The organism is Sphingopyxis selenitireducens (assembly GCF_051550705.1).
GTDB lineage: Bacteria > Pseudomonadota > Alphaproteobacteria > Sphingomonadales > Sphingomonadaceae > Sphingopyxis.
The window spans coordinates 105,638-121,918 of sequence record NZ_JBPULG010000006.1; the positions used below are offsets into that span (position 1 = coordinate 105,638).

Here is a 16,281-nt window from a genome sequence, read left to right on the forward strand (position 1 = left end):
TCCAATTCATATTGTCCGAACTGGCGACCATCCGAAGAGAGCCGCCGGTCCGGTGGAATGGCGCTATGGGGCAGCGCCAAAGCCGGCGAGGTCCTACTCGCCAAAACCTGCAAAGGTCACGGTGACGATAGTGGGCACTTCGGTGCGAACCTGCGGGCGTGACCTCTCGGCAAGGTTCGCCGCCTGATTGGCGACTGCGCTCGCCGCAGAGCTGGCCGAGGTCAGCGCTCCGGTATTCACTGCCGCCGCGACCGGGATGCCCGAGGCTTCGCCTTGCACCTTGATATTTGCGGCGTTGAGCACCTGAAGCGCAGCGAGGTTGATGTTGCCCGACACGCGGATGCCAGCCTCACCAGCGTCGATCGTGCCCAGCGGGGCAATCAGATCGATGTCGCCCGGTGCAACCTCGGGGATCGGGTTGAGGGTAGCAATACCCGCACCCGACGATGGCACCTGCGGCGCAAGCCGCACGTTGCCATAGGCGTCGTAGGTGCGAAGCGGCGGGGTGTAGAGCACCGTCGTTTTGGCGCCGCGACCCGCGTTGATGTCACCCGTCGCGGACCAGCCGAAAATCGACCCGCCGAAGGTTGTCATGATGCGCGACAGACCGAGCAGGATCGACTTCTCGCTATAGAGGCGAATATCGCCCACCCCCTGCGTCACCACGCCGGCGCTTGCGGGCGGCACCAGACCTTGCACGCCGATCACGATCTGACCGCCCGGCGCAAGCATCTCGATGTTGCCACCAAAATTGGTGCGCACACCCGATCCGCCAAACATGAGGATGTCGCCGGTGCGGGTGATCTCATTCCCGTCCTTATCCTTGTCGGGGAACAATGTGGCGATCATCTCGCGGCCGCGGAGATAGGAGCCGAAACGCGGACTGTCCGGATCGTTGTACTCGCGGCCACCTTCACGGGTCTCGGCAAAATAGACCTGCCGCAGGAAGACACGCTGATGCTCCGGCGCGAGGGCGTCGAAATAGGTGAGCGCCTCAGCGTCCGTGCCTGTGAAGTCGTAGCGGCTCTTCAGCCAGTCGGCCAGGTCCTTGGTATAGACCTTGGCGACCTTGCCTGCATTTTCCGGGTCGGCGAGCGGACGTGCCGGATCGGCAAGATTTGCGGGATCGAGATAACTCAGGCGCACATCCTGCCAGTTCACGTCCGTCATGCCAGCAGCCATTGCGATAGAAGCACCGGGCCGGGTATCGCCGGGAATAACCGCGCCGATCGATGTTACGGCGGCCTGATCCTCCATAAGGAGATTGCGCCCCGCCGAAATCTCGAGCGTGCCCGGACCTGCGACGGTGAAGTTTCCGTAAATGATGTCACGGCCTGCCGAAACCACCGATATGTCGGTCGGGCTGCTGTGAAGCATCAGGTTGGTTTGCTCCAGACTACCGCTGGCCACGATATCGCGGCCGGCCATCATCCGCAGCGGTGCCGCCGCCACCAGCCACTCGCCATAGACCCGTCCCTGGTCGACGCCCATTCTTCGCTTGTCGCCCGTGCTCAGGCCGACAATGTCACCCGTCCCGGCATAAATGCGAACGGGATCGTGCGCGCCTTCGCCCGGCGTATTGAGCGCCGCGCTATTTGCCCCCAGAGCGAAATGCGAGAAATGTTCGTTCCAGGTGTTGATACGGCCATTCTGCTGTGCGTCGAGCGAAAGGCCATCGAGCGAGAGGTTGGTCACCACTTCGGAATTCCTCGCGCGGGCGCGCCCGACAAAGGCCGGATCGAAGATCGTCACAACCCTTGTGCCACTGGGCGACAGGCTGATGACATGGCGCGAGGCCAGACCGCCGCCGACCGCACGGTCACCCCCGTAGATTGACCCTGCCGCGAGGATCAGAAGTTCGGAGGATGATGATGGCGCCAGAACATCGCTGGTGAGGGTTTTATCCATCCAGCCCGCTGATGCACCGAAATAGAGGTTTCCGCTCAAGGCGCCAATCCTCAGGACCGAAGGCCAGGTGTCGGCAATATCCGCTGAGTTCAGCAATGCGTAGCTGTCATCCACGCCCCGCTTGCTAGGGGCCATGTCTCCGCCGGCGGAGAAGAGATTGATCGCGGTGTTCTCAGTCCAGAGGCTGAACCAGCTCCAGCCGCCGCCGCCATAGCTTGTGCCTTTTGCGGCGAAGGGCGAGCTGTTGAGGGCAACACTGCGCGTCGCATCACCTGCGCCGGCGATCACCTGATCACCCCGTGTCTGGACGGTGAACACCGAATCGCCGGGCACCAGCGCCACGCCCGAAAGCGCGTTTGCATTGGTTCGCTCGAACGGGTCTGTGCCGCGAGGGTCAAGGGGATTGGGCAGAGTAATCGCCCGGTAACCCGATTGCACGGCGCCAATCTCGCCAGCGCCGACGCTGGTTGCACCGCGCAGGTTGATGATGCTGCCGCCCAAGGCCGTCTTGGCGGTATTGTTATTTGCCTCGGTATAGGGGTTCAGTGAGCCACCCACCCGTAATTCAAGATCGCCGCCGCCGGTGAGGGTGAGCGCGCCATTGGCGCCAACCCGGCCCGTTGAGCCGACCGCCAGTATCAGGCCGCGGCTGCGCACATCGCCGTTGTCGCTGACATGATACCCGCCCCGCGATCCGGTGCGTCCGGCATCACCGCCGACCTGAACCGACAGATCGCCGCCGCCCAATGTGCCAAAGCCGGTGAAGCCCGACGTGGCCGGATGGGAGACAGCGCCGCTTTCGTAACGCGACGTATAGGCCCCGAAATTGATCCACCACGCGGTGGGTGTCGCCTTGTCGACAAGCGCGCTTCCCGTGCCCTGCCGCCACAGCCAGTTGCCCGCGACAGCGCTGGACGCATAGGTGGCGGAACCGGCCCTGCGGTAGCCCATGATGTCACCCACCAGATCGCGGCCAGCGGATATGGTGAGATTGCCGCCGTGATCGGGATACCAGGCACGATAGGCGGCAAGCGCTGCGGAATAATCGCCATCCCCGCCGACGAGGGCGCCATTTTGCAATGTGCCGCGTGGCAGATCATAGCCCTCCCCGGCCACCGTCGATGTGCCCGCGGTATAGACGCCGAACAGCGAATCCATCCGGATATCGCCCGCGGCCGTCAGGGAAAGATCGCCGGTGCCAGTGCGCAGTACGCTGAAACCGGGAGCCTTATAGTCGAAACCCGTCCAGACCTGTTCTCCCCCGCCGGGCTTGACGACGCACAGTTCTGCGTAGATTTCGCACAGCGTCATCTCGTCGTCCTTGACCGGCTCTCCCTCCGGCATGCCAGCCCAGTTGCCCGGCGCCCAGACGATCACATCCCCGCCAGCGGGCTTGGTGACGCACAGTTCGGCGTAGGTCTGGCACAGCACCATCTCCTCTTCCTTGACCGGTTCGCCCTCCGGCATGCCGGCCCAGTTGCCCGGTGCCCAGACGATCACGCCCCCGCCGACGGACTTCAATTCGCACAGCTCGGGGAAGGTGTTGCACAGTGTCATCTCCTCTTCCTTGACCGGCTCGCCCTCTGGCATGCCGGCCCAGTTCCCCGGCGCCCACACCAGAACCTCGTTGCCGCCCTTGCTGGAATAGGTGGGAGCACCCGAATAATGCGAGTCAGCCAGCAAAATCGTCCCCGCCGAGGCCGGGTCGACCGCGCGGCGATCCGCCGATGCGAGATCGGCGCCGGCCACCAGTTGCAGGTTCCAGCTCGTCGTCCCCTCACCCAGCATCGGGGCAACGGCCCAGTTGCGGTTGGTGAAACCCTGATCCGCCGGGCGCAGGTTGATGCCCAGATCATCCACCAGCTGCACTTCGCTCATCGACGGGATCAGCGATCCGCGCGCCAGCGTCACTTGCGCGCTTGCCACCATCTTGACCGGCAATGGCACGCCCTTAGGCCAGGTCATCGCCATCACATCCGCGCGGGCGAACAGCGTTGTGCCCGCACCAAGCCGCATACCCGCCGTGAGAGTTGCGGTCTGATCCAGAACCGTGCCGGCGGCATAGGCCAGTGAACCATCCGAGTTGTAGACATTTGCCGCCAACGCCTGCCCGGCGGCGATCAGGAACGGGCCGGAGAGTATCACATCAACCGGCAGCACCGTGCCGGCGGGAAGAGACGCGGCATCGACCGGCACATCGTAGTTCAGCGTCGAACCCGCCGGGAAACTTGTGCCGGTATCGAGCACGACACCATCGATCGGAACAATGATATCGCCGCCGAACGGGGTATAGCCGCCGCCCGGCAGACCCGCGGGCGGATTGGTTTCGGTCAACACCCAGCCATTGTCATCCGGCGTGGCGACTGGCGGCGCGAAGCCGTCATTGATGCTGCCGAAGATGTTGAGGTTGCCGCCTGCGCGCAGAACCAGCACACCCGGTTCGCCATAGCCGCGCCGCTGCGGGTCATTCCGATTGGCCTGCGGGCCATAGCGATAGCCCGAAAGATCGAGATCGCCCAATACCGTCAAATCGCCATTCGGCGTCGCACTGACGATTTCGACACCGGGGCGCAGGTGATAGACGCCCAGACCCGTCAACCGCGCGCCTAGCGCCGTATTGCCCAGCGCCGCGTTGATGTAGGTCTGACTGTGGCCGTCGATCGTATCGAGATAGGCCTGGGTAATCAGTTGCGGACGGTTGCCCGATACGTCGGGCAGGGCCGCAAACGGCGCATCGTCATAGCTGCGGAAGGCATTGACCGCGATGGTCTTGGCACCCCGCACAATCACGTTGCCGCCAACTTCCAGCGCCACGTCGTTTGTCCCGCGCCGGGCAGCGTTCAGGTCAAGGGTTCCGCGCGCGACATTGTCATAAGCCGTGGAAACCTTGGCATCGGTCGCTACGCGCAAGTCGATGCGGGCACTGTCGGTCAGGGACAGGGTGCCATCGCGGCTGGTCAGCTCGACAATCGCCCGGTTGGGGCTGTCGATGATCTTGCCGTAGCTGTCGACCCGTAGCCCGGTTCCATGCGCATCCAGCGTGCCGTTGACCGTGAGGTCGCCCGCTGCGGCCAGACGGATCGTCCCGACCTGATAGCCCGACGCATCAATCGTTCCGTTAACCGTGAGGTCGCCGCCATCCACAACAATCTGCACTTCATTTGCGCGCACGCCGTCACCGACGACAAGATCGCCCTGTTTGATCTGGAAACGCCGCGCGGCGAACACGCCGCCATCGTTCAGCCGCGCGTTGAGCCCGGAAAAATCGGCAAGCGTCTGCGCGCGTATCGTCAGTTCAGCCGTGTCATAGGCCGCTGTCGTTCCGCCGATATTGGTCTCGCCGGTTGCCGTCCCGAGGATCGCTCCGGCAAGGTCCACAAGGCCCGCGTCGGCGCCAAGGGCGGTGACATGGATCGAACCGGCGCGGTTGTTAATGGCGGACAGGTCGATGGTTGAGCCTTCCAGCGCGGCAATATTGCCGCCAGTGCTGGAGAGGACAAGATCGCCGCCCCAAGTATATTGCTTGGCGTCGAAGATCTCCACCAGGCGACCGGAAAGGTCGATGCGGGCATTCGCGGCGAGTGTGATATCCTCGGCGGCGCTCAGCGTCAGTTTGCCCGAAGGCAGGACGATAGCGCTGTCGACTGTAATCCGGTGGCCGGAAATGGCGATCTGCGCGCCCAGCAGGTCGCTCCTATGGTTGCCCGTCATGTCCTCGGGCGCGGTTATGGATACGTCGCCGCCAGCCTTGACCGTGAATACGGACCCGGCCTCGCCGGTGAGGATCGGGGAAGAGACGGTCAGATTGCCGCCGCTATAATTCCACCCTTGTCCGGTGACAAAGTCGCCGCGCTGCTCATATACCGAAAGCGTGCTCTTGCCGCTGGCGGCTATGCGTTGCGCCGCGTTAAGGCTGACCTGCTGGAAGCCGAGGGCCAGACGCTCGTCCACTTCTGTGCTGGAAGCCTGCGAATTCGGACCATAGCCGAAAAGGATGGATTCCGCCTGAATTTCGAGAGAACCGCTGCCCAAAGCCGCCGCCACCGGCGCGCCGGGAAGGTTGCTTCTGCCGGTCCAGACGAACTCGTCAGCGCGAATTGTTGCGACCTCTCCCGCCGCGCCATAGCCGTAGATGGCGGGCGTGCCCAAAACGAGGCGATCCAGCGAGGATGCGTCGAGATCGACCGCGCCATAGACATTGACCGACTGGCTGGCATTCAGCACCAGCGTTTCCAGCGCTGGCGCCTTGGTGGCAGTGTTGCCTGCCAGCAATTCCGCAAGGCGCGCCTGGTTGAGATCAAGCCCGGCTGGAACGAGGCCATCGGCTCGGGCAGCCGCAAGTGCAGCCGTCTCGCCGAGGTTGACTGTCGATAGCGCCAGCACGAGATTGCGTGTGCCATAGCTGACATTTGGTTCGATCGTCAGCGTGCGATTGGTGGCCAGCGCGATTGTGCCTTCCGACAAAAGCTGGGTAGGCGTATCGCAGGCCTGCGTCACACAGGCGCCTAGATCGACATAAAGGCCGTTGGGATCGTTCGGGTTTTCGTCTTCCAGTAGCAGGTTGAACCAGCCGTTGGACAATGCGAGCACGCCTCTGCCGGTAAAGGTGTAACCATCGTTCGAATCATAGCTGGACTGGCCCGCGCCAATCGTGCTGAGCACGGCGCCTTCTTCAACCGTCAGCAATCCACCATCGGTCTGCCCCAGCTTTGCACCGCCAATGATGATATCGGCAGCAGAGATGATCGCCCCGCTGCGGATCGTCAGCGAACGCTCAGCCCGGATGCTGACATAGCGGCCGGTTTTCCCGTAGAATGAATCCAGGCGGGCATTGAGGACGAGGCGCGGAGCTTTCAGCGCGCTCAGAGCCCCGGCATCCACCGAGGCGCCGGCCAAGCCCAAGGTTGCGGTACTACCCGCAGCAACGACTTCGTCGATGCCGCGCACCTGTACGGCCCCTGCATAGCCCTCGCTTTTGACCTGTGCGTCGAGGCGCACCTCGCCGGCCATGGTAAGCGCCAGCCCGGTCGTGCCGGCTGGATGGCGTACGAACTGCAAGTCCAGCGTCGAGGCGTCGGACGTCAGCATGCCACGCGGTATTCCAAGCCTGGTAGCGTCGGCCGTTACGAAGGCGTTGTAACCCATTTCATTATAGCTGCTATGCGCGCGCACGGCATTGGCGGATGTCAGGATGATTTGCGCCGGCAGGGCATTGCGAATGCCCGTATTCGCGAAGCCGAGTATGCCGGACGAAAGATAGGATCCGTTGCCAATTGAATTAGCGCCGCCTGCAAGGGGGCCGTTCGGCAGATCGGGCCCGATCTCCACGCGAAAGGCACCGGGCAGCAAGGCATAAGTGGACGGCATCAAGGTATAGGTGCCTGCAGCCAGACCGGGAACGCCTTCGGGGACCGTTATCTGCTGGCCAATCGCCGGATCGCCATGCCCTGCGTCGGGCGCGACCGGGGCGTAACCTGTCGTGACAGAGGGGACGATGGCGTAGACGGCATCCCCATTCCAGCCTGGCGCATAGCCCGGCCGGGAATTTGCAAGGCCGGTCTGGAGAATGTCTACAGAGCCGCCCCGACCGCTGACAAAGCCTGCACCCAAAAGGTCGCCGCCGCCCGAAAGATCGAGCACAGCACCTTCCTGCACGTTGAGCCGCGCCGTCTGAACGTCGATTCCGCGCCCCTCGTCGGTTCCGCCCACGCCGTCGATTTTCAGATCCACGCCGTCATACAGATATTTGATGCCGTCAACGGTGCCGCCATAGGGCATGATCAGGCCATTACCGCTCACCGATGTTACGCTGCCGGGCAACAAGTTGATCTGGTGGGTGATCGTCCTGTTTATGGCGCTGCCAAGCGTGATGAGGCCCAGCGGCGCACGCACCACGCCGCCCTGGTTTATCGTTTCCGCGCCAAGGCCCAGATTGCCAAATGCCGATAGCGGCACCGGCGCCAGACTGTCGCCATAACGGCGGATGGTCAGCACGCTGCCCGGCCTGTAAGGCTGGGAACCGCCCGTCCCCATATAACCCGCAACGATCTGGCCGCCCGCGCCGGTCGCCGGATAAATTTGCGCGGCAGTGATGGTAATATCGCCGGTACTCGAAAGTTCGCTCGTGTAATTGGTGGTCAGCCCTCCGCCGGGCGTGCCTGCCAGCAAGCGCAGGTCGCCCCGGCTGGTGACGTCGACCATCGAGAAGCCGCGGCGGTCCACCGCGGCCCCGGTCGACAGGTCGGTGCCATGGGCGCCGAATCCAACCCGGTCGCGGACGTCAATGTGATCCGCCTCGACCTTGAACAGCGCTGCCGTTTCCGCTGTCGAAGGGCCGTAGCGCCAGTGCAGAACCGGTAGGACGTGCCCGTCCGCACCATTGCCCGTAACCCCGGCAAGACGCACATATGGCGCCTTGATCGAGACAGTGGAGACGTCGCTCGCCCCCTCGGCCAGCGCATAGGTGCCGGCATAGAGGCGCACACTTTGCCCAAGCGAGAGCGAGACATCGCCCGCAAATGACAGCGCGCCGCCCACCAGCAGGGACAGGTTGTCAAAGCCGCCATCGTTGATCCGGTCCACGCCCAGATAGCCCGTGCCGGCGGTGAGCGCTGAGGCTCCCTCATCCGTACCAAAGCCGGCTGGAACCAGGCTGGGCCCATGTTCCTGCGACAGGATAAACTCGCGCGACCGCAGCAGTTTCGCGGGCGTGTTCTCGAGCCTGTAGGTCGCCGATTCCAGCGCAATGCCGAGCGTGCCACCCGCAGCGCCCTCCCCCCCGGATTTCGCTATCATCGTCCCGTCGAGATAAAGGCCGACATTCGATTTGACGATAATAGACCCGCCATTGCTGGCAACCGGAACCGGGTTCTTAAGGTTGCCCAGATTGAGTGTCGCGCTCGTGCCGGATGCGTCGAGAAGGGCGCCGCTCTCGATCACCACAAAAGCGTCGGCCGCGGTCGATGCGAACCCTGTCGTCTCCCAATCGAGCTGTCCGCCTATGGCAATCGTACCGCCATCAGCTACAATGCCGTATCGGCGGCCGAGCCTGTCAACCGCAGTGGCGGCGCGCGCCGCCACATCGAGAGTTGCTGCGCTGCCGATGCGAATGAGGCCGGGGTTGGTGGAGCCGATCCCCGCCTTCATAATGATGTCGCTCCTTGGCACATCGAGGACAATGGAACCGCCCCAGGCCGTCAGATTGCCATCGACGGAGACATCGCTTCCCAGCAGCGTGATGGACTGTCCGGGATCGACAATGATCGATGAATTGCGACCGATCATGATCTGGCCGGTCGCCCGGTCGGAGCCCTTGACCGCGCCAAGCGTGGCAGCGAGCGTCAGGCTCGCCCCGCCGCGCTGGCCGAGAATGCCGCTCTCCTGATCTTCAGTATAGGTTGGCGGTGTCCACAGTTCGAGCGCTGCGGTCGGATCTGCACCCGTTGCCGTTTCGATCGATGTGCCGGTGAAACGCAGCACTGGCATGGAAACTGCGAGACTGGTGCCCTCGCTCAGCGTAACGCCCTTACGCCCGACAACGCGGTAGTCCGAGAATCCGGTCTGGAAGAGCGCCGGGTCAATCGATGTTCCGCCGCCCCCCTCGCCGATCACGAATGCCGTGCCGGTTTCGATGTGAAGGGTGCCGCCGCCCAATACACCTTCGCCGCGTATCTGTCCGCCAAGCATCAACACGCCATCCGGATCAGCAGTAGCGTTGACCACGTCGGCGATCAGCGAAACGTCGCCGCCCCTCCCCCCGGCCATCTGACCTTGCGCGAGGATCGCGGCGCCGGAGGAAGCATCGATCATGCTACCGGCTTCAACAATGACATCATGGGTGGAGGACAGGCTCACGACTCCCCCGTCGATATGCGACAAAAGCTCACCCGCCGCATCGCCTGAAGCCGCGTTGGCCCACAGGCCGCGCACGTCGAGCGTGGCGCCGTCATGCAATTGCAGACGCGCCGCGCCGTCGGCATCCAGCAGAACCTCGCCGCCACCGCGACCCGCGCCGCCCGGAAACAGATTGGTCGCCTTGATTGAGCCACTACGTGCGGTGATGTTCGCGGCGATATCGATAGTCGGGGCGACCAGATCGACCGACCCACCATTGGCGAGGCGAAGGTCACTCTCGACCGCAATTGCGCCGCGTGTCTCCAGCTTGATCCCGCTCAGACCGGCCTCGTTCAGCCGGGTGGCATCGAACCAGGCCGTGCCGACCCGGATATCGGGCAAACCGAGATCAGTAGTAATCTCTGGCGTTATGGCATCGAAGTCGCCAATCTTCACGTCCACGTCAAACAGGCCCAGGCCCGAAAGCACGCCATATCGGCCAAGCGCCAGCGTGCCTGCCTTTGCGACTGTATGCTGACCGAGCTTGTATCCGTCGGAGACGCCATCGGCGCGTGCGTTGGTCTGTCGTTCGCCGTTGATGACGCCAGCGACGATATCACTTTCCATGATGACGGTGGGCGCGGAGAGGATGAGCTGACCAGCATCGCGTCCGACGCTGTAGCCATCGGACCAGCGGCGCGAGGAGCGAGCGCCGCCGAGCGGATGGGACCAGACCTGGGTGTAGGCTTCGCCCCAGCGCTCATGATTGCGGATGAACGCGTCGCCCCAGGCGACCATCTTTATGCCAGCGGGGGCATGGCGCAGATCATAAAGCTTGCCGTCCGCGCCGAGCACGCGTGTCGAGTTCACCCAACCCGCGGCATAGTCGAGACTCCCGCCGGATATGTCGAACACTGCACCTTGCTGCGCGACGACCTCGTTTGCGGCGAGCGTGATCGTGCCGCCGACCGCCGTCCATTCACCGATACCGTGGGCCATATTGGCGAGATGACCGCCAACTTCGAGGAGGCCGCCGGCGGTATACCAACGGTCGCCCTCATAGCCGCCGGTGCCATCGGGCAACAGGATGAGATCGCGGACATCGATCCACACATCGTTGCTGCGCAGTTTGTCGTTATCGCGGTTCGCCGGGCTGTCGCGCATCTCGTTGCCCTGGACGTTGACCAGAATCGAGTTGGACTCCATGTCGAGGGCCACGCCCATCACGCCGGACACATCGATCCGCGCATCCTTCTCCACGGTGATCCGTCCGGCATTGGCCTGCACGGCGACCTGACCGCCTTGAGCGCTGGTGTTGGAGCCGCCCTCGAACACGACGTCACCCCCGGTGACGATCTCGATGCGCGACTGGTCGAGCCGGTCAGCGAGGGTGGAGCGGTCATCGAACCCGCCGGTGGTGGTGCTCAGGCGGTTGGCGTTGGCGGTGGTGCTTTCCTTGATGAGCGCATCGCGCTGGCCGTTGAGCGCGGTGTCCTTGGCTTCCAGTTCAGGCAGGATGATGGTGAGGCTGTCCTTGCCGAGCGTGACCGAGCCTTGCGTGTCGGACGCACCGTTGAGCAGATGAATGGTGCCGCGCTGATTGACCCCGGTGGTGGAGACGAGCACGCCGTCCTGCCGGATTGTTCGCCCACCCAGCGTGATGTCGCCCTGCGTCGCTTCGATAAGACCGCTGTTCGTCACCGCGCCGCTGGTCGAACCGCCGGAAATCAGCCCGCGCACCTCGTTGCCGCGCGTCGTCGAATATGGATTCTCCGCCGTGCCGTAGCCACGGCGGACGATGAACTCGTCACCCGCCGAGAGCAGGGTCTGTCCCCTGGGCGTCGTGATGCTGCCCGCATTTGTCACTTCCGTGCCCATCAGCAGCACATAGCCGCCGCCTGACGTGATGCTGGTGGGTGCATGGGTCCTGATCTGTGCGCCCGCCTCAACCGTGATCGCGCCGCCAGCGCCGGTGAAGCTGGGCAGATAGTTCGTGCCCTGAAGCTGCGAGTAGATGCCACGGTTCAGGAAGTCGTCGTTGGTGATATTGGCGCTGGAAGCGACGAGATTGCGGACATTGACGGAGGACGCGCCGCCGAACAGGATGCCGTTCTGATTGAGGATGAGGACGGTGCCCTTGGCGTTGATGCTGCCATGGATCTGCGACGCATCGGCATCGCGGACGCGGTTGAGTACGACCCAGTCGGCGCCCTGCTGGTTGAACGTGAGATCAGTTTCCCGTCCGACGTTGAAGCTGTCCCAGGTGAGGATCGCTTTCTGCTGCGTCTGCTCGACCGTGACGTTCGTGCGGCCGTCCTTGCCGGCGCCCTGCTGCGGGCCGCCCGCGCCTACCCATAGGCTGGGATCGATCTCGATCTCGGGCGCAGCCTGAAGTCCGCCTTGGCCAAGACCGTTGGGGATTGCGTTAAGGGCCTGCTGCGCGGCGATGCGCGCCTGCATCTGCGCGTCCTGCATCTGAGTGCGGGTCTGCGTTGCGCGGCGGAGCGCATCGAGTGCACGCTGGGTAGCGCTGCTGGTCTGGGCCTGCTTAAGCGCCTGCTCTTGCGCGACCCGCGCGGCGGTCGCCGCCGGATCGGCGCCCGCACCGCGCCCCCGGCCCCAGCCGCCTTCGGACTGGGCCTGTGCAACCCCGCCAAGCAGCAGGGCCGAGAGCGAAGCGCTGATGAGGAGCTTGTGGCGGAAGGAGCGGTCATGGGTCACAGTGTATACTCCGGCAGGCTGGCGGCCGGGCAGGCAGCCGCACAATGTTCGATGGAAGCAATGGGATGGCGACGGCACCGCGTGTCAGGCGGTGGTCTGAAGAATCTGGTTCTCACGGGCGCGGAACCCGCGGAGGCCGGGAAACGGGCCGTTCGGAATGCACCGAGGTGCCGAACCCGCTTCCCATTCGCAGGCGGGCGGCAGTCTGGTTGACGACGCCGACCCGCGCGTCGGGTGAGCCGGCCTGCGGGATCGGCGCGTCGATCCCCGCGCGCGCTTCGTTCTGGGCGATGCGCGCTGCGTCGGTCAGTTTCCGGGTCGCGCAGTCGAGATGACCGGCGCGCTCGCCAGCGATATCGATAATGACGCAAGGCCCCTGAGGCGCCCCGCCTCCGATCCGCTGTTCGTCCTGCGGCGCGTCCGGTTTACTCGCTTCGACCTGCAAGGGCGGAAGTTCGAGCACCGGATGCTCATGCGCTGGCCGGGCCTGCGCGGGCTGCGAACCCGGCGCCAGGAGAAGGACGGGTAACAAAAGGACGCGGGCGCGCCGCAAAGGGGTGATGGGCGCGCCCGCGCAGGCCAGTGGAAGGATGGCCCGCTCCGCAAGGAGCGTCGGAAGCGAGCCGGTGCCGGCGTTCGAACGCCGGATACGGGATGTCGAAGACGCCACGCGCCGCGTGACCCGACCCCGCCCGATGAGAGCTGCAGGCGGAGCCGGGTCGCGGTGACCGTCTGCATGGGCAAGTCCACGCAGGTAGGCCGACAGGATGAGAAGCATCATGGTCGACATGGGTCTGATCCGGTGCCTTTGCTCAGAACCGGGTCATGAGGTCGACGAACCCGCGATCGACGCTGAACGGCGCGGAGGCGATCTCCTCGGCGCTGAGCCAGCGGAACCCTACGATGGTGTTCTTCGCGATCCCGTAATTGCCGCCGATCTGCCAGCCGCGATTGTTGGTGCCGCCGATGTGGAAGTCGCTGTCCGCGAACGCATCGACCACCGCGTCGCTTTCCAGCCGGCGATAGGCGACATAGGCGTTCCAGTCTCCGCGCTTCGCCTGCCAGTCGCCCAGCATGTTAAGGTTCATGACCGTGCCGACCGTCAGACGCGCCTGCCAGCCCTCGTTGCCGCCCTGATAGGCTCCGGGCTTGGCAATGGTGCGATTGGGGTTCTCGGTGGTGGGTGCCGGGACCAGCACGTCGGGCCCCAGATTGTTGAGCGCGGTGCCGACCCAGCCCTGACCATCGACCAGATTGCCGCGGATCGCCTTGCCATTCCAACCGAGGTTGCGGACATAATCGCCCTCGAGCCGTAACCCGAACCCGTCGGGGCTGGGCCTGTATTCGAGCTGGCTGCGCACATGCAGGATCTGGAACTTCGACGCGTAACCGAAATATTGCGGCTCGGGCGAGAGGTCGGGGTTGATCGGGTTGGGGACGATGTCGCGCAGCGGCGTCATTGTGTTACCGAACTGCTGGAACGCCGGGCGCAGGGCATCGGTCGAACAAACCAGCTCATACCAGTAGCACGGCTCCGAGAGGCGGCCCTGTATGTTGGTGTAGCGATAATAGGCGCCCGCCAGCTTCACGCCGACCTGGTCGGCAGGCTTGAACTCGACACCCGCCTGTGCGGCGAGCAGATAGCGGTCCTGGCTCTTATAGGCCCGTCCGCGCGGGACATTATTCTCGACCCGCGCATTCTGCGTGCCGAAGTTCATATCGGTGTTGAACACCGGGAACGCGCCCGCCGTGCCGAAGAAGCGCACGCCGTCGTTCAGCGGCGCACTGCCCGAGATCGCCACGCCGTCGAAGTTCATGTCGTTGTCGAAGATCAGGTCAGACGACCAGAAAGGATTGGCGAACCGCCCGAGGTCGATGTTGACGTCTTTGACCGGAGTCAGCCGGATCGAGGCACGGTCGAGCCAGAGCTGATATTTGCCGGTGCCGTCCGCGCCCAGCGTCTGATTGGTCGAAACCGGCGCATTGTCCGCGCCCGTCGCGATGCGCACGTCGGCGCTGATCCACTCTGCGATCTGCGCCTTGACCCCGAGCCGGGCGCGCAGGCGGAACCGCTGCCGATTCTCCAGCGTGTTCACATATGGCGCGCCGATAGAGTCGGGGTTTGCGTCATTGATGTCGAACGGATCGCCATGGTTCAGGCGCCCATAGTTCCAGAAGATGTCGCCATTGTCCTTGTCGTAGAACCGGCCTTCGCCGCGCACGCGCACGTCGCCATAAATGCTGATACGCCGCGTCCATTCAGGGGTCTCCCCGGGCTTCGACCAGCCTTCGGCCTGCGCCTGGGTCCCAAGCTCCGCGCGAACCTGCTGCGCGATCTGTTCGCGCACCACCGGGGATACATAGGCCACCGTCTGCGTGCCGTCGGCGGCAACACCCGCCTGCGGGATCGGCGCGCGGACCGGCGCGGGCTCGACCACTTCGGCCTGCGCGATGATGCTGCTGGCGTCATCCTGCGTGATCACGCCCTTGGCGACCAGCAGTTCGAGGATCTTCTCCCCATCGACGCGGCGTTCCTGCGCCAGTGTCGGCGAAGCAAGCAGCGTCGCGCCGGCGGCGCACGCCATCAGCATGGGTTTAAGGCGGCCAACGCGGCCGATAGACGTCAACATGGTGATATTCCCCTTTGGAAGACTGGTGTTCGGGTGCTGGACGGACATGCGATCAGCCTCCCGAGCGGGTAGAGAGTTCAAGGCGCATCACGGGAAGTCCGGCAGGCGGCGCCTTGCATGATGCCCCGGCCAGCACGGCGCGGATCTGCGCAGCGAGGCGATCATCGACCCCGGACACTCGAACCTGCGTGAACCGCCCATCGGGCGACATCGTCACGGCAAGCGACGCATTATAGCGCCCGCGCGACAGCTCCCGGTCACGCTGCGCCGCCGACCGGACGCATCCGAGCGCCACATTGGCATAAGCACGATACGCATCATCGCCGCCACCGGGGCGTCCGCCGATGCGGGTGCCCCCGCCATTGCCAACGGCGAGGCCGTAATTACTTGGGCCGGCGCCCTCGCGGGCCGAGAGCGCGCTGTCGCCGGGCGTGGGATCGCTCGACTGATCGGGTGGCGGTGGCGTATCCATCGGCTGATCCAGCGGCTCGGCCAGCTTGGGCTCAGGCGGCTGCTCGACCTGTTCCTTTGGCGGCGGCGGTGGAGGTGGTGGAGGCGGCGGCAGGATAACCTGCGTCGTCTTCATCTCAGCCGGCCGGTCGCTCACTGACTGCCGGCTGAGCATGTTCCAGGCGATGGCCACGACGAGGCCCACGCCCATCACGGCAAGTATAGGGCCGAAGGTAACCGAAGACTTGCGCCGGCGCGGACCGCCGCCGTCGGGCCCGCCCAAGGCGACGGCCGCCATTACTGGCCTCCACCCGGCGGGCGTGTCGATGCCATGCCAAGACTGGGGACGCCGACCTTCGAGCACAAGTCGAGGACTTGCATGACCTTGTCGTACTGGACCGCCCGGTCGCCGCGCAGGATGACTGCCAGGTCCGGCGTTGTAGCGATGCTGGAGCGCAATTGCGCTTCCAACTCGCTCATCGATACCGGGATGGCGTCAATCGACACGGTGCCGTCATTGCTGACCGCGATGACCCGGCTCTTCTGTGCTTCCAGCGTCTTGGCGGATGACGCACTGGGAAGATCCACCTTGATGCCCTGCACGGCGGCAGTAGTCATCAGGATGAAGATGATGAGGAGCACCAGCACCACGTCGACGAACGGGGTGATGTTGATCTCGTTATACGGCTTCTTGCCGCCGCCTACCTGCATGCCCATGGCCTGAACTCCTTATCCGTTG

General features: G+C 64.3%; 5 protein-coding genes. All 5 read right to left on the minus strand.

The window, feature by feature from the left end; genetic code table 11:
• Positions 1-93: 93 nt before the first annotated feature.
• The 5 genes from ACSYDV_RS19185 to ACSYDV_RS19205 all read right to left on the minus strand — a co-directional run bounded on the left by ACSYDV_RS19185 (position 94) and on the right by ACSYDV_RS19205 (position 16,259).
• Complete coding sequence (locus tag ACSYDV_RS19185) at positions 94-12,462, minus strand: filamentous hemagglutinin family protein (protein ID WP_438325525.1); 12,369 nt, start codon at positions 12,460-12,462, stop codon at positions 94-96.
• 112 nt (positions 12,463-12,574) lie between these two features.
• Positions 12,575-13,252 (minus strand): hypothetical protein, encoded by a 678-nt coding sequence (locus ACSYDV_RS19190; RefSeq protein WP_438325527.1) that lies wholly within the window; start codon positions 13,250-13,252, stop codon positions 12,575-12,577.
• Between the two features lie 22 nt (positions 13,253-13,274).
• Positions 13,275-15,092, minus strand: a complete 1,818-nt coding sequence (locus ACSYDV_RS19195) for a putative porin (protein WP_438325528.1) — start codon at positions 15,090-15,092, stop codon at positions 13,275-13,277.
• A 52-nt stretch (positions 15,093-15,144) separates the two neighbouring features.
• Positions 15,145-15,840, minus strand: coding sequence for a TonB-dependent receptor (locus ACSYDV_RS19200; protein WP_438325530.1), 696 nt, complete (start codon positions 15,838-15,840; stop codon positions 15,145-15,147).
• A complete protein-coding gene (locus ACSYDV_RS19205; RefSeq protein ID WP_438325531.1) occupies positions 15,840-16,259 on the minus strand; it encodes an ExbD/TolR family protein in 420 nt (139 codons plus the stop codon). Before ACSYDV_RS19205 ends, ACSYDV_RS19200 begins: the two co-directional genes overlap by 1 nt.
• Positions 16,260-16,281 lie beyond the last annotated feature (22 nt).

Coding starts and splice junctions, on each gene's coding strand:
- ACSYDV_RS19190 (WP_438325527.1), bottom strand. CDS start 13,252: ATGTCGACCATGATGCTTCTCATCCTGTCGGCCTACCTGCGTGGACTT.
- ACSYDV_RS19195 (WP_438325528.1), bottom strand. CDS start 15,092: ATGTTGACGTCTATCGGCCGCGTTGGCCGCCTTAAACCCATGCTGATG.
- ACSYDV_RS19200 (WP_438325530.1), bottom strand. CDS start 15,840: ATGGCGGCCGTCGCCTTGGGCGGGCCCGACGGCGGCGGTCCGCGCCGG.
- ACSYDV_RS19205 (WP_438325531.1), bottom strand. CDS start 16,259: ATGGGCATGCAGGTAGGCGGCGGCAAGAAGCCGTATAACGAGATCAAC.